This window comes from Verrucomicrobiia bacterium (assembly GCA_035577545.1).
Taxonomy (GTDB): domain Bacteria; phylum Verrucomicrobiota; class Verrucomicrobiia; order Palsa-1439; family Palsa-1439; genus Palsa-1439.
This window is the reverse complement of sequence record DATLVI010000004.1, coordinates 225,812-245,628: the sequence shown is the minus strand read 5'-3', so window position 1 is coordinate 245,628 and position 19,817 is coordinate 225,812. Positions and strand designations below refer to the sequence as shown.

10 protein-coding genes and 2 tRNA genes are annotated in these 19,817 nt (G+C 59.3%); 5 read left to right on the top strand and 7 right to left on the bottom strand.

The window, feature by feature from the left end:
* Positions 1 to 24 precede the first annotated feature (24 nt).
* A complete protein-coding gene (locus VNL17_01185) occupies positions 25 to 2,091 on the bottom strand; it encodes a DUF6421 family protein (protein ID HXI82683.1) in 2,067 nt (688 codons plus the stop codon).
* A gap of 7 nt (positions 2,092 to 2,098) precedes the next feature.
* Positions 2,099 to 3,142 carry a low specificity L-threonine aldolase gene (locus VNL17_01180; protein ID HXI82682.1) on the bottom strand — a complete coding sequence of 348 codons (1,044 nt, stop codon included), beginning with the start codon at positions 3,140 to 3,142 and terminating at the stop codon, positions 2,099 to 2,101.
* Between the two features lie 117 nt (positions 3,143 to 3,259).
* Here VNL17_01180 and VNL17_01175 point away from each other — a divergent pair, with 117 nt between their 5' ends.
* The 5 genes from VNL17_01175 (at position 3,260) to VNL17_01155 (ending at position 13,970) form a co-directional block, all read left to right on the top strand.
* The gene (locus VNL17_01175) at positions 3,260 to 6,553 is read left to right on the top strand and encodes a sigma-70 family RNA polymerase sigma factor (GenBank protein HXI82681.1); all 3,294 of its coding nucleotides are present in this window, start codon (positions 3,260 to 3,262) and stop codon (positions 6,551 to 6,553) included.
* 74 nt (positions 6,554 to 6,627) lie between these two features.
* Positions 6,628 to 10,050, top strand: coding sequence for an acyl-[ACP]--phospholipid O-acyltransferase (locus tag VNL17_01170; protein ID HXI82680.1), 3,423 nt, complete (start codon positions 6,628 to 6,630; stop codon positions 10,048 to 10,050).
* A 76-nt stretch (positions 10,051 to 10,126) separates the two neighbouring features.
* Positions 10,127 to 11,452: a tetratricopeptide repeat protein gene (locus tag VNL17_01165; protein ID HXI82679.1), complete on the top strand. Its 1,326-nt coding sequence runs from the start codon at positions 10,127 to 10,129 to the stop codon at positions 11,450 to 11,452.
* A 36-nt stretch (positions 11,453 to 11,488) separates the two neighbouring features.
* Complete coding sequence (locus VNL17_01160) at positions 11,489 to 12,964, top strand: DUF4331 domain-containing protein (GenBank protein HXI82678.1); 1,476 nt, start codon at positions 11,489 to 11,491, stop codon at positions 12,962 to 12,964.
* Complete coding sequence (locus VNL17_01155) at positions 12,939 to 13,970, top strand: HupE/UreJ family protein (GenBank protein ID HXI82677.1); 1,032 nt, start codon at positions 12,939 to 12,941, stop codon at positions 13,968 to 13,970. The genes VNL17_01160 and VNL17_01155 overlap by 26 nt, the downstream gene beginning before the upstream one ends.
* Positions 13,971 to 13,978: 8 nt before the next feature.
* Here the strand turns inward: VNL17_01155 and VNL17_01150 are convergent, their stop codons facing one another.
* The 5 genes from VNL17_01150 to VNL17_01130 all read right to left on the bottom strand — a co-directional run bounded on the left by VNL17_01150 (position 13,979) and on the right by VNL17_01130 (position 19,745).
* Complete coding sequence (locus VNL17_01150) at positions 13,979 to 15,952, bottom strand: DUF3999 family protein (GenBank protein ID HXI82676.1); 1,974 nt, start codon at positions 15,950 to 15,952, stop codon at positions 13,979 to 13,981.
* On the bottom strand, positions 15,949 to 19,032 hold the full coding sequence (locus VNL17_01145) for a DUF2339 domain-containing protein (GenBank protein HXI82675.1): 3,084 nt from the start codon (positions 19,030 to 19,032) through the stop codon (positions 15,949 to 15,951). Before VNL17_01145 ends, VNL17_01150 begins: the two co-directional genes overlap by 4 nt.
* A 32-nt stretch (positions 19,033 to 19,064) precedes the next feature.
* Positions 19,065 to 19,141 (bottom strand) — tRNA-Gly (locus VNL17_01140).
* A gap of 160 nt (positions 19,142 to 19,301) precedes the next feature.
* Positions 19,302 to 19,383: transfer RNA gene (locus VNL17_01135), tRNA-Leu, on the bottom strand.
* A gap of 122 nt (positions 19,384 to 19,505) precedes the next feature.
* A complete protein-coding gene (locus VNL17_01130) occupies positions 19,506 to 19,745 on the bottom strand; it encodes a hypothetical protein (protein ID HXI82674.1) in 240 nt (79 codons plus the stop codon).
* Between the last annotated feature and the right edge of the window lie 72 nt (positions 19,746 to 19,817).

Below are 19,817 nucleotides of genomic sequence, written 5' to 3'. Positions count from 1 at the left end.
ACATCGAGTCCCAACTTATCTCTACTACACACTGGCCATCTTCTTCTGCAGATTCGCGTGGAAATTGCCGAGGGGGAATTCGTCGGGGTGGACCAGGTCGATCCATTTCTTGGGGTCGCTCTCATCCGTGATCGCGCGCGAGTCCTTCTTCCATTTCGAGGCGACGTTGGGCGGGACGTAGCGGGAAACCAAATCGTGCGCGGCGAGCCAGAAACTCATCTTCGAGGCGTCAGACCCGAATTTGTAGAGCGCCAACAGTTCCTGGCGCAGGCCGTCGATGCCTTCGTAAAGCTTGTCCCAGCGGACCGCAAGATGGTTGTCATGCCAGATGAGAATGTCATGTTGGTGCAGGTAGGCGAACAAAAGCTGTCCCCCTAGGGCATCGTAATTGCGAACACGCGTGCCTGTGATCGGGAAGCGAAAGACGCGGTCGAAGAGCACCGCGTAGGTCACGTAGTGCGCGAACAGGAAACCTTCCCGCGCGAGCCGTGTCGCTTCGCAAAAGGCGCGCAAGTCCACACGTAATTCCTCCAAACCATACATCCAAAACGGCGCGCGCTGGCGGATCATAAAGGGATCGAACGGCAGTTCGCCGACGCTGTGCGATTTGTCGTGGATCAGGTCCCACAACGCGTAGGTGTCCATGATGAGTGGAAGCGAATTGAAGAAACATTCCAACTGCGGGTGCATTTCAAGCCGCGTGAGGCGCGCCGCCCGGGTCACAACGCGCTGATACCTCTTCGCTTCGCGGTCGCAAAAGATTGTCGCGAAATTGTTCGTCCCCTTCCCCGCCACCGACACCGTCTCGGGAAACAGCACGGCGCACTCACTGTTGTAACCCTCCGTAAAATCAACAAAATGACCGGGCACGATCTTCCCGTTCTGATATTGCGTCCGCTCCAGTTCCGCGAGCCAGTCGGGCCACGGCACGCGATAAATCATCGCCTCGAAACGCCAGTCCGACGACGCGTTTGGCGTGTACATCGGCATCACCCACAGATGCTCGATCCCGTCGCGCCGCTGCGACTGCGGATTGAACAACGCCAGCGACTTTGCGAAATCCGGTTTCTTGAATCCCCCATCGACCCACGCGTCGAGATCAAGCAACACCTGATTGAGGTAGTCCGCCTCATGCGGGAACGATGGCGTCAATGCTTGCACCGCGCCCGCCGCCGCCTGCGCCAGATGCCGCGCTTCGTCATGCTTCTCGAACGTAACACTCCCGTCTGGCTCCTGCAGCATGCGCAGCGCATTGACCGCTCCCTTCAATGACGACCATGCGCCCGACTTCGCGGCGACGGATGGCGTGGCCGGCGCGACACTGCTCGCAAACGTCGGCGCGGAACACCAATACATGACGTTGCGCCACAGTTGCTGGTGATCAAACTCGCGAATGTGGTTATCGCCAAAAAGCAGCGAATCCGTCACCACGACCATGCGCCCGTCACCGAATTCCGCCGTGCCAATCACGCCTGCGTGTCGCGGCACTGCGGTCGCGCCCGTGCGCCAGGCAATGCGCGCAATTCCCGAAGCGGTGCACGTGCCCGCCTGGTAGAAGCAGGCGCGCTCGACGAAATGCGCAAGTGGCGTGTCCTCCTCCACCGGCTCGGCAAAGAACCAGGCTGGGTTATTATGGACATTCGCCGCTGTGTCCAATACGGTCGTATTCTCGATGTGCAGCCCGCATGGCGCGAGCAGGTTGTTGAGATTGTCGCCGTACTTGTCGTGCTCGTACTCGGAAACAACGAGCAAGCCGCCGCCCGCGCGGACAAATTCCCGAATATCGGTAATCTCCTCGTCCGATAATCGCGGCGAATTCGTCGAGGTGGTGCGCTCCCATTTCGGGTCGCACGGATGCAGGAGCACCAACACGTCTGCCCCCTTGAGCACGTCGCGCCGTAATGGTTTATCGAGGTTGCGGTGGACTGTGAAATCGCTCACAGCGAGGGCGTCGGCAGCGATTTGATACGATGAATTGTGCGGATACTCGGGCTGCATCTCGCGCGCCCGCGCCTCGGAGATCGACCAGCTTTCGCTGTGGTACTCGTCGAAGAGGACGCGGACCGACTTCCGTTGCGTGAGCAGACTCATGATTTTCTTACTTCGACAAATCGACCACGTCGCGCACGAACGCTTCCACGTCTTCCGCCGTCGAATCCCACGAGCACATCAAGCGCGCCCCGTGCGGGCCGACGTCCGTGTAGAAATGCCAGCCGCGCTCGTGCAGGCCGTCGAACACCCGTCGCGGCATGTCCACAAATACCGCGTTCGCCTGGCGTGGATAAAGGATGCGAACGCCGGGCAGCCCGCGCAGTTGATTTTCCAGCAGCATGGCAATGCGGTTGGCGTTTTGCGCGTTCCGCAACCACGCGCCATCCTCCAGCAAACCGATCCATTGCGCCGCGAGAAAGCGCATCTTCGAGGCGAGCTGGCCCGCTTGCTTGCAGCGGTAGAGAAAGTTCTGCGGGAGATTCTCGTTGAAGAACACCACGGCATCGCCCACCGCTCCGCCATTCTTCGTCCCGCCGAGGCAGAGAACGTCCACACCCAGCTCCCATGAAATCTCGCGCGGTTTCACACCCAAACTCGCCACGGCGTTCGCGAACCGTGCGCCGTCCATGTGCACGTAAAGACCGAGATCGCGCGCCGTCTTCGAAATCCCGGCCAGCTCGTCGGTTGTGTACACCGTGCCGAGTTCCGTCGCTTGCGTGAGGCTCACCACGCGCGGCATCGACGCGTGCACATCGCGTCGCGATCGCGCCGCGCGGTCGATGGCATCGGGTTGGATCTTGCCGTTCTCGCCACTTACCGGATGCATCTTCACACCCGGCGCAAAAAACCCCGGCGCATTGCATTCGTCGGTCATCACGTGCGAGTAATCAAAGGAAATGACACTATGGTAGGAATCACACATGCTGGCGACCGCCAGCGAGTTGGCCGCCGTGCCGTTGAAGACAAAGAACACCTCACAGTCCGTCTCGAAAAGGTCACGGACGTACTGCTTCGCCTTCTCCGTCCATGGGTCGTCGCCATAACCGGTCACGTGTCCCGCATTGGCCTCCTCCAGCGCCGCCCACACCTCCGGACAGATTCCAGAATTGTTGTCACTGGCAAAATGCCGCGCGCGTTTCGCTTCGTCCATGAGCACCTCCCGAATTCGGTCAGCCGTACTCTGCCCGAAATCCGCCGGACATTCCAGCCAAAGCATTGTCCCTTTTTGGCATTGGCGGGGATTTATTGGTAGAGGACAATACACGCGATGAGCGATTGGGAATTGCTTCAGGCCTACACAAAGAACCGCTCGGAAGCGGCGTTTGCCGAGTTAGTGCGCCGTCACCTGAACTGGGTCTATTCCGCCGCTTTCCGCCAGACCCACGATCCGCATCTGGCTGAAGACGTGGCCCAGGCTGTGTTTATCCTGCTGGCCCGCAAGGCCGGCAAGCTGCGCGCCGGTACGATCCTGAGTGGCTGGCTCTTTCGCACCACTCGTTTCGTGGCCTCCCGCGCCCTGCGCACGGAATATCGACGCAAAGCCCGCGAACAAACTGCTGTCGCCATGAGCTCTACCACTTCATCTGACGAAAACGAGAACCTTTGGAGTCAACTCACCCCGCACCTCGACCAGGCGGTCGCCGCCCTCTCCGAGACCGACCGCGCCGCCATCCTGCTGCGATTCTATGAAAAGAAGCCACTGCACGAAGTGGGACAACAACTCGGCCTAAGCGACGATGCCGCCAAAAAGCGCGTCTCACGCGCCGTTGAGAAACTGCGTAGTTCCATCGCGCGCCGTGGGGTGGTCCTTGGCGGCGCGGCACTGGCCGTCGCCCTGGCCGAACAAGCTGTCCAGGCTGCACCGGCGAATCTTGCGATTGGAGTGATGAAAGCCGCCGCCGCGGGTCTGTCCGCTTCAGCCACCATCCCGCAACTGGCTCGCGAGACTCTTCATGCGTGGCGCTTGGCAAAACTGAAGCTGGTCGCCAGCATCGCTGCTATTTCAGTGACCGGCATCGTTCTCACGACACATCTCCCTTTGTGGCGTGAACCTAACGCCATGTTGGATTCGAACAAATCAAGTGTGGCAGCCATCCAGGCGCCCGACACCGTCGCCCAGGCAACACAACCAACAAATAACACACCGGCTGCATTCGCGGCAGCATCCAATCGCGTCGTCGATGTCTTCGTAGTGGAAGCGAAGTCCAAACAGCCGCTGGCCGGTGTCAGGATTGGCGCCAGTTACCAGAAAGCCAAAATTACCGGCAAAACAGACGCCACCGGCCACTATCAGGTTCCCCTCCCCGAAAAAGACCCGCTCTATCTTGCTGTCTGGGCGCACCAGGATGGTTATGTGCCACTGCGCACAAATTGGAACACGCACAAAGATGCCGATCCAGTGCCCAATGAATTCACGTTCGCCCTTGAGCCGGCTGTCTCGATCGGCGGAATCGTCCAGGATGAACAGGGCCAACCGATCGCCAGTGTGTCGATCGGACTTTCGTTTAATCCCCCTGTGCTCAGCGAAAACACACTTTTCATCGATTCCGGAGGTTTCAAAAAAACGGTGACCGACGGGCTGGGACGGTGGCGATTTGATCAAGCCCCGGGCAACTTGAGGACCATGCATATCCGCCTGAAGCATCCCGATTATGGCAACCGAGCTTATTACCCGGGCTCTTCTGATGGATCCACTCCGCCCGACAACAAATTACGGGACATGACGGCAACCTTCGTGATGAAGAAAGGGCAGTCAGTCACGGGAGTCGTGCTGGATCAACGAGGGCGCGCCATCGCGGGCGCATTGGTCGGGCTTGGTGAAAGCATGTACAACATAAACTTCGTCAAAACGACGACCGATGCAATGGGCGCTTTCCGTCTCAACAATGCCATAAACAACGAAATGTTTCTCACGGTCCAAGCCGACGGCTATGCGCCGGGCATAAAAAATATTGAGCCGGGTCAGGACACATCGTCGATCGAATTCCGCCTCGAACCCGGCCACATCATCCGCGGCCACGTCGTCGACACGCAGACCAACGCGCTGGCCGGCGTGTCCATCGGCACCGGCTTTTGGCACGGCCATCAGCTTCTGGCGTGGCAGGGAACAACCGACACAAACGGCCTGTACGAATGGACAAACGCCCCCGCTGACGACGTGCAGTTGAGTTTTTTCAAAGAAGGTTATCAACGTCTCGATCGCTACGAGCTATACCCGGATGCGAAAAACGTCGTCGTGACACTCAAGTCTCCCTTTATTGCCCGCGGGTCGGTCACCGACGCGCGGACCGGCGAACCGATCTCTTCCTTCGGAATCACCGGCGGTCAACTCTTTGACGGATCGCCCGAGCCTTCCTGGAACCCGCAGAATCACCGGAACTTTTCAAGCGGGAAATACGAGTACTCCGTGGAGACCGAGGGCCGACACGTCATCCGTGTGGAAGCGGAGGGTTACATCCCGGAAATCTCTCCGCCGTTCGATTCCAAAGACGGGCATCTGACATACGATTTCAAACTGACCAATGCCCCGGCGATCGAAGGAGTCGTTTACTCACCCGATCATCGACCACTGGGGGGCGCTGATGTGTATCTGGTGGCATCAAACCATAATATCATCCTCGACCACGGGCATGTGGTGACTCAAACCCAAAATATTTCCGTTCATACTGGCGAAGACGGCCGGTTCAAATTCCCTCCCTTGCGAGATCGGTATACTGTCGTAATCGTGCACGAACAAGGATATGCCCTGGCTGTTTCTCAGCCAAACGGCGCTTTGCCTGATTTGATTATTACACCATGGGCGCGTGTCGAGGGCGACGTGTTTGTCGGTGCTCAGGCGGCGGCGGCGCGAAAAGTGAGCGTGCAACTCGATCGCGAATCAATGGGACAATTCAAAAACGAAATGCCGCCGGTATGGTTACAGGCAAATGCGACAACCGATAACGCCGGCCATTTCGTCGCGGACTACATCCCGGCTGACAAAGTGACCGTCAGTCTCTGCATTCCCCTGAATGAGCGCACGCATGCGTTTGCCTTCACTCACACCCTTCGCATCCAGCCCCAGCCAGGCCAAACGGTGCACGTGACGATTGGTGGCACCGGACAAGCCGTCATCGGACGTCTTCTTGCGCCACCCGGATTTGCCGGGCCGGTTGACTGGAGTGAGTATCCTCCCCAAGTGCACACAAAAATTCCCCGGCCAAATATGCCCAATCGATGGCTCGTGATGACGACCGGAGAACGGCAGGCCTGGATCCAGGCCTGGCTCAACTCCGACGAAGGCCGGGCTTATCAGCAGGCGGGACAAGTCAAACCGGAAATCCAATACTACGCCGTTCTGCCCGGTCCCGACGGATCTTTCCGCGTCGAGGATGTACCCTCGGGCCAGTACCAATTGGATATGACGCTGGACGAACGACGCACCAATGGCACCTCCGTCGTGTCGTATCCCCTCGCTCACGTGGAACGCGACTTCACCGTGCCGGAATTTCCCAGCGGACGAAGCGACGAGCCGCTCGACCTCGGCAACCTCGAACTACGACCGTTTGAACAGCCGAAATAGGCCGTCAAGGCTTCGGGGCAGCCAAACGCTCGCGGCTTGAATCACACGCAGAACGTCGATAGCATCGGCGTCCAGTGACCACGAACACCCCCGAACAACCCTGGCGGCGCGGTTTTTGGAGTTTGATCGTCACGCAGTTCCAGGGCGCGTTTAGCGACAACGCGCTGAAGACCGTGGTCACGTTTTTCGGGTTGAGCCTTGCGCTGCCGCCTTTCTGGCACAAATCGCTGCTGCCAATAGCGACCGGCGTATTCTCCCTGCCTTTCATCCTCTTTTCGATGGCGGGCGGTTTCCTCGCCGACCGTTACAGCAAACGTACGGTCACCATCGGCGTGAAAATTTTCGAGATCGCGATCATGTCCTTTGCGACCGCCGCCTTCCTCCTCAACAATCTCTGGATGGGGATGACCGCGATTTTCCTGATGGGCACGCACAGCGCCATCTTCGGGCCGTCGAAGTACGGTTCGCTGCCGGAACTTTTGCCTGAGAAACGATTGTCATGGGGCAATGGTATCCTCGAACTGGGCACCTTCCTCGCCATCATCCTCGGGGCGGCTGCGGGCGGGTTTCTTTTCGATTCATTCAAATCGCAGCTGATCTGGATCGGGTTCATCTTGATCATACTCGCGGTTGTCGGACTCGTTACGAGTTTGGGCATCACCCGTGTGCCCGCGGCGGCCCCAACGCAGGAGTTTAACGGGAATTTTCTCGGCGATCTGGCCTCGCAGATCCAACTCATGCGCCAAGATCGTGTGTTGTGGCTGGCCTGCCTCGGTAACATTTATTTCTCGTTTGTCGGCCAGCTCGTCTTTCAAGGCGTATTCGATCTCGGCGATCGCATGCATCTTGCGGAAAAAAGCACGAGCCTGCTCGTCGTCGCGCTCGCGCTCGGCATCGGCGTGGGCAGCTTCGCGGCAGGCTATTTGTCCGGAGGCAAGATCGAGTATGGCCTGGTGCCGCTCGGCGCGCTGGGCTTGACGGTCTTCAGCTTCGTGTTGGGTCGACCCAATCAAACGTTCCACTCCCTCTGGCCGTTGCTCGGCGCGCTCGGGTTCTTCGGCGGCTTTTTCATCGTGCCGATCTCCGCGCTGCTGCAGCACCGTCCCAGCAAGGAACAACGGGGAGCCGTGCTCGCCGCGAGCAATCTGCTCTCGTTCGTCGGCATCTTCGCCGCAGCGGGCGTGTACTGGGTGCTGATCTCGCAGCTTAACTTCACACCCCACCATGTATTCATCGTGACCGCGATCATGACGCTGATTGCCACCGCGTATGTGGTTTGGTTATTGCCCGATTCACTCTTGCGCCTGTTCGTGTGGGTATTCACTCATTCGGTCTATCGGCTGCGCGTCGAAGGGCGCGACAATATTCCCGAACGCGGCGGCGCGTTGTTCGTCTGCAATCACGTTTCCTTCGTCGACGCGCTGCTGCTGATCGGTTCCACCGACCGCATGATCCGCGCGATCATGTTCAAGGACATCTACGATCATTGGTTGGTTAAACCGTTCGCCAAGGCGATGAAGGCGATCTCCATCTCGTCGCAACTGCGCCCGCGCGAGATGATCAAGTCCCTCCGGGAAGCGAGTGAAGCCATCAAGAACGGCGAGGTCGTCTGCATCTTCGCTGAGGGACAAATCACCCGCATCGGACAAATGCTTCCCTTCCGCCGCGGTTTCGAACGCATCATGAAAGACGTGGATGCGCCAATCATCCCTATCTGTCTCGACCACGTCTGGGGCAGCATCTTCAGCTACGAGAAGAAACGCTTCCTCTGGAAAGTGCCCCGCTACATTCCATATCCCGTGACGGTCAGCTTCGGCAAACCGATGCCACCCACCGCGACCCCGTTCGAGGTGCGCCAACGCGTGCAGGAACTCAACACCGAGGCGTGGCAACATCGCAAGAAGCTGATGATGACTGTCCCGTGTGCTTTCGTGCGCAAAGCGCGCCACCATCCCCGCCGCTTCTTCATGGCCGACGCGCGTGTTCCAAAACTGTCCTTCGGTGCGGCGCTGACCCGCACGATCCTGCTCGCGCGACGCCTGCGCCCCGTGTGGGCGGGACAGGAAATGGTCGGCATCCTTATGCCGCCGTCCGTGGCCGGTGCGATCGTGAATTACGCCGTGTTGCTCATGGGCAAGGTGCCCGTGAACCTCAACTACACCGCCAACGACGAAGTCATCGCCTCCTGCGCTCGTCAATGTGGCCTGCAAACCGTCGTCACTTCCAAAGAATTCCTCAGCAAGCTCAAACTCACCGTACCCGGCAAAACCATCCTGTTGGAAGAACTCGCCGACAAACCAGGATTCAGCGAGAAGCTGACGGCTGCCCTAATGACGTGGCTCTTGCCGTTTCGTTTGTTGGAGCGCGCACTCGGTCGCGAAAGGAAGGGTTCGCTCGACGACCTGGCCACCATCATTTTCTCCAGCGGCAGCACCGGCGATCCGAAGGGCGTGATGCTCACGCACTACAACATCGTCTCCAACGCCGAGCAGATGGGGCAGACGTTCGCGTTTGGTGGACAGGATCGCGTGCTCGGCGTTCTGCCGTTCTTCCATTCGTTTGGATTCACCGGAACACTGGTCGTCCCCGCCGTTCTCGGGGTCGGCGTGGTGTACCACGTCAGCCCGCTCGACGCCAAGGTGATCGGCGCGCTGGTGAGGCAGTACAAAGTGACGTTCCTGCTCGCGACGCCGACCTTCTTGCAAATGTACAATCGCGGCTGCGAGCCGGAAGATTTCGGCAGCTTGCAATTCGTGATGACCGGCGCGGAGAAGCTGCCCGACCGCGTGGCGCAGGCCTTCGAGGACAAATTCGGTATTCGTCCGCTCGAAGCCTACGGCCTCACCGAATGTTCGCCGGCCGTGACCGTGAACACGCGCGACTTTCGCGCCGCCGGCTTCCGCCAGGTTGGCGCCAAGCGCGGCAAGATTGGCCATCCGCTGCCTGCCATTAGTGTGCGCATCGTCGACCCTGACACCTTCCAACCGTTGCCCGTCGGCCAACCCGGCCTCCTGCTAATCCGCGGGCCGAACGTCATGAAAGGCTATCTCGGCAAACCCGAGAAGACAGCAGAAGTCATCCGCGATGGCTGGTATGTCACCGGTGACATCGCCACGCTCGACGAAGACGGCTTTCTGATGATCACGGATCGCCTCACCCGATTCAGCAAAATCGGCGGCGAAATGGTCCCGCACATCAAAATCGAGGAGAAACTCCACGAACTCGCGGGCGTCACCGAACAAACATTCGCCGTCACCAGCGTGCCCGACGAAAAGAAAGGCGAACGCCTCGTCGTGCTGCACACTCTCGGCGACAGCCAGCTCCTACCCGTCCTCGAAAAACTCGTCGCCTCCGACCTCCCCAACCTTTGGAAGCCGCGCCCCGACCAATTCTTCCACATCGACGCCCTCCCCTACCTCGGCACCGGGAAGTTGGATCTACGTAAGGTGCGGGAATTGGCTACAGGTTTGACCGCTTCCTCGACGCATCTCCCATAATTCACGATTTCGTCCGCACGCCAATCCAACCGATTGCCAGATTCGTATTGTCTTATGTAAGCAATCGGGAGAAAGCGTGGCGAACCAAATCAAATACATTTCTGTGGGACTCCTGCTGGCATCCTCGGCATTTGTCGGCTGCGGGAAGTCCGTCAATCCTTCCGTCGCTTCAATCAAACCGCCCGATCCCTGCGCCATGGCTTTGACGCCGCAAGTTGGCGACAGCAAGGCCGCTCGTGAAATTGCGCGGTTGCAACAGAAAGCGCGCGAATCCGTCGATCCTCTTCCCTACCTGGAACGAGTTGGCTGGCTTTTCGTCGGCAAGGCGCGTGAAAGCTTCGATCCCGGGTATTACAAACTGGCGGAACAATGCGCCGCTTGCATGGAAAGCAAGAAACCGGAGAGCCTCGAAGCGATGTTATTGCGCGGCCATGTGCTGCACAGTCTACATCGCTTCAAGGATTCGGAAGCGCTCGCGCGCGAACTTGTCGCCAAACGGGGCCTGGCTTTCGACTACGGTTTGCTCGGTGACGTGCTGATGGAACAGGGCAAACTCGGCGAAGCCGTCGACGCCTACCAGAAAATGATGGACCAGAAGCCGACGCCCCAGGCGTATAGCCGCGCCGCGCACATGCGGTGGCTCACGGGTGATCTCGAGGGCGCGATTCAATCGATGCAAATGGCCGTGGACGCGAGTGGCTCGGGTGATCCTGAGTCCGCCGCATGGTTCCGTGTTCGTTTGGCGCTGTACGAATTGCAGGCTGGTAAATTCGAAAAATCCTCCTCACTGATTGAAGAGGCTGTTGCCCTGCAGCCCGACTACCCGCCGGCGCTGCTGGCCCGGGGACGTCTCATGCTCGCTCAGGAAAGAACAGCGGAGGCCGTGATGCCTCTTACGCGAGCCGCCCAGCTAAATCCACTGCCCGAATATCATTGGGTCTTGCTGGAGGTGTTGCGAAAGGCGGGCCGCGCGACGAATGAAGCGGAACGTGTCGATGAGCAACTCAGGCAGCGGGGCGCTGCTGATGATCCGCGAACGTACGCGCTCTACCTCGCCACCGCCGGTCAGGATACGACAACGGCGCTGCGGCTCGCCGAAGACGAATTGGATACCCGCGCGGATGTCTTCACGCTCGACGCGGTTGCGTGGGCGCTGCAGGCCGCCGGTCAGGCTGACAAGGCCCGCGGGTTTAGTCAGAAAGCCCTGGCGGCAGGGACGCAGGATGCGCGGCTGTTTTTCCACGCCGCTGTAATCGCGCAGAGAACGGGTGATGTTGCCGAAGCGGCGCGCTGGCTCGCGAAGGCCAACGCGCTGCAACACATGTTGCTGCCGTCGGAGCGGGAACAGTTGGCGGCGTTGCAAAGAAGCGAACCAATTCTCGCGGCGCTACGTACTCACTGAGAACCAATCAACACACCAAAATAAAGGAGAAGCACAATGAGAAAACTCACTAACAAACTGCACGTGGGAGCCGCGATCGTATCGCTGGCACTGGCGAGCAGTCCGGTATTTGCCTCCAGCCATATGGACGCGCCCTTGATCGTGCTCGATCCACCGGCCAATACAACCGACGTGTACGCGTTCGTGGATCAGGACGACACGAATAGCCCGAAGCATCTCGTCGTTGCGCTGGGAGTATACCCGTTTGAAGAGCCCGGCATCGGGCCGAACAAGTACAACTTCGATGACAATGTGTTGTATCAGATTCACGTCGCGCTCGGTAGCGACGTCGCGGCGGGCCGCGCGACTGTCAGCTATCAGTTCCGGTTCAACACAACTTTCAAGAATACAGCCACGATTCTGCAGTCCTATCTGGGTGTTATTCAACACGTCGGTGACGCGAATCAAAATCTGGTTCAGACCTATACGGTCACGAAAGTGGATCACCGCATCAAGGGCAAGCAAGGCATCACCGTTCTCGGGACAGGCATCGTTCCGCCCAACAACGAGGGCATTGCCACGCCATATTACAACCAGGGCGATGACGGAAATAATCCGGCCAAAGAAGGTGTGACGAATTCGGCCAGCCTGGATCGATACACAGCCGAGGCGGTCACCAATCTCAGTGGCGGGTATGTTGCTTTCGCGGGCCAGAGGGACGATGGATTCTATTCGGATGTTCTGTCGATCTTTGACATTTTGAACCTCCGTAACCCCGGCAAGGACGCGCAAGGCGGATTCAACATTCACCTCATGGCGCTGGAGATTCCAGTGAGCGAATTGGGTGGCGACCAGCAAGTGGTCGGGGTCTATGCCACAACCAGCCGCCAAAGCATCCGGATCCTCAGCAACAACCCGACCAAGAAAGAGGACAAACTTGCCGGCAACTGGGTGCAGGTCGCGCGGCAGGGCAATCCGCTATTCAATGAAGGGCTCGTTGCCCTCGCGGACAAGGACCTTTACAGCCGCACCAGCCCGAGCGACGATGCGACTTTGTTCAAAAAGTACGCGCTCACGCCGGAACTGGCAGGGTTGATCAACGCGATCCTGCTCGGCGGCACCGATCCGGTGATCACGACCGGCCGAACCGATATCGCCGGGATTTTCATCCCTGATCTCATCAAGGTCGATCTTTCAACGCCGGCGGCGCGGTTGACAACCACGGGAGGCAACGACGAGTCCACTGGCTTCTCGCGGTTGGGCGTTTTCGGCGGGGACGTCCTGAAGAGTAATATTCAGGATCCGTTCGGCAACGGCGGCTTCATTCCCGGAGGCTGGCCCAACGGCCGTCGTTTCGGAGATGATCCTGTCGACATCACCATCGACGCGCTGTTGAGCGACCTGAAGGTCACGCCGCCGGTCGTCAACACGTTCCCACCCGGCGATGGCGTGATCTCGAATGACGTGACCTACAGCAGCGTGTTCCCGTACGAGAGCACACCGCACAATGGACGCAACCACACCCATCCGTAAACATCACGGCGCAGGGGCACGGCTTGCCGTGCCCCTGTTGCTCCTCGTGTGGCTGGCAGCGGCTGTGCCCGTCTTCGCACACGACCCGGGCCTCAGTGCCGCCGACCTGAATTTTGACGGTGGCACGCTTCGCGCCCACGTCACTTTTTCACGTAAAGATGTTGATCCCGCCGCCAAGCCCACTGTGCTTGAAGTTCGCGTCAATGGGCGGATCGTCCCTCCGCTGCAGGCGCAAATTGAGACCGACGACAGCAACGCCGTTCACTTCTATCTGACTTTTCCAGTCACGCCTGGGATGCCATTGGAGATTCGTGCAACGGATTTCGACAGACTCGCGCGGGGCCACCGCCAGTATTTCACCCTCCACGACGCCGGGGGAAAACTACTTGCGGAAAAAATATTGGATAGCCAGCACAACTCGGTTGTCGTCACTCTGACAGCCAACCCGGAACAGTTTACCTTTCGCAAATTCCTGCTCCTCGGGGTCGAACACATCCTGACCGGCTACGATCACCTGCTTTTCCTGTTCGGACTTCTCCTGATCGGTGGCAGCTTTCGCACCGCCGCCAAAATAATCACCTCATTCACCGTGGCCCACTCCATCACGCTGGCATTGGCGACATTCAACATCGTTTCCTTGCCGTCCGCGATCGTGGAACCGATGATCGCGGCTTCCATCGTCTACGTGGGCATCGAAAATATCTGGCACCACAATCTTGATAAGCGCTGGTTGCTCACCTTCGGCTTTGGGTTGGTTCACGGCCTTGGGTTCGCCACTGTGCTCCGCGACCTGGGCATCGGTCTGCATGGCACGCACGCGGTCATTCCATTGCTCTCGTTCAACCTTGGCGTCGAACTCGGACAAATCTCTATTGCCGCGATTGTTCTGCCGATGATTTGGAGTTTGCGACAACGGCCGGTATTCGTCGCTCGTTGGGTGCCTGCGTGTTCGGTGGTGATTGCGCTGTTGGGAAGCTACTGGTTCATCCAAAGAACACTGTTTTAATGGAGGCGTCAGTTGGCGGGGGGTGGTTTCGGTAGAAGCCTGGCAATCACAACGAGTAACACCAGCACCACCACGCTGAGCGCCACCCAAAAGATAATGTTCTTCGTGCCGGAAATCTGGAAAAGCTCGCCCGCGGACGATTTCTTCAGGGGTTCTTCTGCCGACAGTGAAGCGACCGACTTCTCTTCCGCCAGCAATCGCGGCGCAATCAGGTCGAGATCGTACTGTGGGAAGGCTGCGTCGCGATTGCCGTAGTACAGGTACGTTGACGGCTCCGCCGGCGCCTTGAACAACACCCGCGTCACCGGATAGAAAAGCTGGATGTTGGCGAGGGCAATCGGCGGGTTGTCCCCATTGTCTGTTTCCAAAATCAAGATGTCTGTCGACGGCCGAACGTTCACGATCAGTTCCAGCGGCGTTTTTGTCGCCGGTGGTGTGCGCACCCACGTCGCCTGGCCGAGTTGACGGTCGTATTTCTCCCCACGCTCGTCTGCCGGCTGCTCGGTGAGGGTGACCTGGCGACGGAACAGCGTGCTCGTTGATTCGGCCGTCAACCGCGCGATCGGCAGGTCCGTGTGCGGCAGCTTGATCATCCAACGGCTGACCGTGGGACGTTTCGGATCATTCGCCGACGACACTTCCGGCACCAGCTTGCGTGAAATGGAAGTGCGCTCCAGAATATACGGCCGCTGTTTGCCATCCCGCAGTAATCGGAGGTCTTGAAACGTTGCGTCGGCGCGCGCCAACACATCCAGGTCCAAATCCAGTTGCTGGACACCCACGCGTGTCAATTTGACCGCCTTGCGATATCCCCACTCTGCCGTGTCCAGCGCGGTTCCCAAATCCTGAATCTCCGGGAGTGATTCGGTCGGGTGGTACGACGGGTTGGCCGCCAGAGCACTGAGCGATAACGATGCAATCGGAATACTCGGTGCGGTGGCGAGTGTCCCGCGCAGTCCGGTCAGATCATACCGCGGTGCGGCGCAATGCGGATTGCCGGTGACCAACTGATAACGGCCAGTTTGTTGCGCCAGGAATACCGCGAACACCGGTCGCCGTGTCGCCCGCACCGTGGAGATCTGCAACGGCTGGCTGTCGGCATTATCGATCAGTACCAACAACTCGCGCCCTTCGACCGGCAAATCGAGCGGTAAGTCCAGTCGCTCCGCGCGTTTGAAACCTTCGATGTCCACCCGGTAAACCGTGTCATGCCCCGACACGCGCTCGGTGATGGCGTTCTCCGCCACTTGCCGCGCCGCCAGGGTGACGGAACGCGTGAACAACGGCTCAGTCGTCTCAAAGTGCAACGATGCCAGGGTGAGATGTGCCGCGCCAAGATCCAGCGTCAACCGCGTCTGGCCATCGCTTTCGGTCCGATCCATGATCGTGACGGGCAGGGATTCACTGGGCGCGGCCCCCGCGGTCACGGCGTGCAGCTTTGCTCCCGTGAACGGAATGGCTTCCGCCCGGCGATCGTCCACCGTCACGCGCAGGAAGGGCCACGTACCTTCCGGAAACTCCACCCGCAACTGGTTGGCGCCATTCGGTTGCCGAAAAATCGGCTGTCCGCTGGCCAGCGGCCGCCACGTGTGCTGATCGTTCGAGCCTTCCACCGTCACCGCTTTGATGAACCCAAAGGCGGGAGATTCGAGAACCAGGGCATCGAGCGTCTGCGCCGAACCGGTCTCCAGCGTGATGACCGTAGCCTGTCCGCTGAGGCTGACACTGAATTTCTTGGGGCTGAATACCGGTGCCGTGCTCCGAACCGGGCGTTCGATGAGGTATGGCACCTCCCGGCCCGCGCTGTCGAAAATGCGCAAGTCCTCCAGCCCTGGCCGCGCTGCGTCAACGGTTTCGGCCGGTAGACTTAATTTGATCAATCCGGTGCGCGCTACGTCGAATTGTTGCGCGTTCTTCCAATCGGCCGGCAACTCGCCGAGAACCGTGAGTGTGGTCAGGAAATAGATGAGGAGCGGTCTCATTCAGCCTTCGCTTCTGCCGTCACGAATCGTTGATACAAGAACGACGAGACCAGCAGGACCACCGCCACGCCGACAAACGCGCCGATGCGTTGCAATTGGCCCAACTGACCGAGGTCATGAAAGAAGAGTTTTAGCAAGGTGACACCGATCAACGCCAGGCTGGCGTACCGCACCACCGGCAGTTTCTTCGCGATGCCGAAGACAAGCAGGACCAATCCATACAGTGCCCAGGCAATCGAGTAGGTCATGTCGCGGGTGAAGTTGCCGGAAAATTCGAATGTCAGCGCATGAGAGCCGGGAGCCGTGAAGTAGTCGGCGATTTCGATGTTCAACAGCAGAAACGCCAACACGGTACCCAACGTCGCCAGAACCACCTGGGCATTGCCACCCAGCACCTCCTGCCGTGGCGGCGCGAGCAACCGCGAGCCTACGAACAGGCAGATTGCCGTGAGCCCATAGGCGTAGAGGAACCAGTTCAGGATTGGTGTCGCGCTACGCGCGTGGTACTCCAGCACCGCGGGGTTCAATGCCAATCGCCCAAACGCCGCGCACAACAATCCCACGCCCACCAACCGCAGCCCGGGATGCGGCACCCGATGGAAGAGCCAAAGCAACGCCGTCCCTTCCAGCGCCCAGCCGATGGTGATCCATTGGCGCTCGAACTGGATTGGAAAAATCAGCGTGATGAAAAACAGCGTGGCCCCGCCGAACCACGCCAGCAGCGCCAGGCGTTGCGGCCCCTGAATGCGCAAGAGCACCAGCAACCCGATCAACGGCGGCAGGGCGAATGCCGCCGGCAACAATCCCATCATCGGGTTCGGCCAGACCGCTTTCACGAGCCGGTATACCAACGTGAAATGCGCCGGCCCGGCCAGCGCCGACACCGCCCACGGCACGACAGAGTTCTCCAATTCTTTCCGAAAAATGAACGGGAAAATGGTGAACACGGCCGTGAACGCCAGATACCAAATCAGCGGCACCACGGCGGCATCCACCTTAAACCGTTGTTCATACCACGCATGTTCCAGCGCGACGCTGCACACGAGGCTGATCGCCGTCAGCCATTCCGCCGCCGTCCACCGCGCCACGCCGAGGAGCAACACTACCAACAGCATCGCCAATCCGAACACCGGAGACGGATTCGTCATCGGCATCCGCAATACCACCATAATCAGCAGCAGAAACGGCAGAATCGCAGAGAGCGCCGGGACCTGCGCCTGCACATTATCCGATAGGAATGGGAGCGACGGGAACTCTGGCAGGCTCACCCCGCCTCCCGCCGGTTTGAGCGCCATCCGTCGAGCCGCAAAGACCCCGACCACGAAGAACACCAACGCAAATCCGCCGATCACGACCAGCAGGTCCGGCACTCCGCTCATTTCGGCCGGTATCTTGAACAGCCATACCATTGTCGCCCCGAGCGTCAGCACCAACGCTCCGATGATCGCCAACACCGACGACGTCACGAGCGCCAGCGCGAACACGACGACATCCAGCGCCAGGACGCACAACCAAACCAGCCAACCCAGTTCGGGCAGTTTCATTACGGGGATCATGACGAGCACCAACGCCAGCAACGGGAACAAATGGCCCCACCACACCGGCATGGCACCGGGCCGCAGACGTTGCAGAACGATTGGGAAAGCGGTGTGCAGGATGGCAAAGAGCAGGTAGAACCCGAGCGCCCAGTTCAGCAACGCGCCCGACACGTAGCTGACCGTCCAGATCGACAGCAGAAAGAACGCGGCGAGGCCTGCCGCCAGATGCGCGGGCGCCAGCGCGCTACGCAGAATGGTCAGCGTCAGCAACCCGAGATCCGCCACGAGCACGAAGGTAAAGATAATCCACGGCTTGGCGCCAAGCTCGCCAAACGACAGCAGATACAGCGTGAACGCCAGCGGTGCGAATGCCATGCCGACGGTCGAGGCGCTGACCCATGGATCCTCACGGTCGGTCACCACGAACGCCAGCAGGAAGAGCGCCTCAAATCCCAGGAAGACACCCATGGCAATGAACACTTTTGTCAGCGCAAAGAACGTGGCCGTCCACGCAATCTGCATCAAGAGCGTGCCCGCCGCGGCGAGCAGGACAAGATAGTTCCAGCGTTTGCGCGCGACCACGGCGATGAGGCCGGCGTCGAGCAGCGCGAGATAACTGAAAAGGCCGAGCGGGTTGTCCTTGCCGGTCGAGAGCAGGACCGGGGTCAGGAACCCACCCAGCAAGCCAAGAATCGCCACCACCTGCGCATCGAGCCGGACCGCCAACAGAAAGGCCACCGCTGTTACCAATACCATCAGGCCGAATGCAGGGAGGACACCAATAAGATGGTAATAGGCGTGCGAGGCGAAGATGTTTGCGTACAACGCCAGTACGCCCGTCGCACACAAGGTCTGCCCCAGGACGGAATACTCGCGCTTCGTCAAAACCAAGCCGCCGACCAGAAGGCCCGCCCCAATCAAATACCCCAGAGCTACGCGAAGTTCCGGGCTCACCCAATTGTTATCGAAGGAATATTTCACGAAGAACGCGAGACCGAGGAACAGCGCCAACCCGCCGATCCACGCGAACAACTTCACCCCCATGAATTGTTCCCAGTTGATTGACGGCAAGCTCACCTTTGGTGGAGATGCCGCTGGTGGAGATGCCGCGGGCCGCTCGCTGGCCGGAGCAAAATCCTCCCAGGGTGATGACGCAGGTTGGGATACCGGCGGTTCAATTGGTGGAGGGACGGTCGTCGCCTCTTCCGTTTCCGGCACGTTTACCGGCACGATTTGTGGCGGACGCTGCCCAATGGGCGGCGGCAACGGTGTTACCCGAACCAGCGGGGCGAATGGCGTTGTAACCGGTTTCGGTGGTGGAGCGGCGGCCGCAGGCGAGCCGGTACTGACGCCCTCATAGCTGCGGAGCACATCCCGCAAGGTGCGCACCTCAACTTGGAGGGAGTCAACACGCGTTTCGAGAGTGCGCACGCCGCGGTCCGCCCGCGACGCTTTGGTCCCGAGCCAGACAAACAGGGCGATGGGTCCTCCAACGACCACCAGTAGCAGCAGCAACAGCAAGAGAAAGATACTCGGATCCATGCTGACCTCCTATGCTGACCAATAGATGAAAATGGAGCGAGCGAAGGGATTTGAACCCTCGACATTCACGTTGGCAACGTGACGCTCTACCAGACTGAGCTACGCTCGCTTCCGTTGGAGACAGGTACGAAAATAGCAAATCCCCGACCGACTGCAAGACCCAAAATCGGGCGGGTAATCGCCTTCGCGAAACGTCGTGTCGAAATTTGAAAGATGTCGCTGAGAAAGCAATGGATCCGCTTCGCTGTTGCCCCAAAGGCGAAGAAGAGTGCGGACGGAGGGACTCGAACCCACACGGATTTCTCCACAGGCTCCTAAGACCTGCGCGTCTGCCAATTCCGCCACGTCCGCGTCGTTGAGAATTATTAGCAGTGGCTGGGGTCGCAAACAAGTCCCGTCTGCGAATCGCCTGATCGGTCCCGCGCACGCGACCGGGGCAATTTGCACTACTACGGCGACTTAACCTGGTTGGCTCACTGGCCCGCCTGCGCTTTCCTTCTCCTGGCCCATTCTTTCATGGACTTGGACAGGTTTTGCCGGTGTTTCGTAGACATCGGTCGGCGAGTGGACGAATTGAAGGATGTGCTCGAGGAGCCGATAATATTCGGCACATCGGCAGTGGTCTGCTTCCCTCTCTCCGCCTGGGGATGAATGTTACGCTTTCCTGCCATCGGGGTATTGTTGTTGGCGTACGCCTTGTTGACCATAATCACTTATGTTCCGCGTCTCTCAAAACGGTTCGATGTCCGTCGTGGGAACAACGATTAAGTCGCGGCTACAATGCC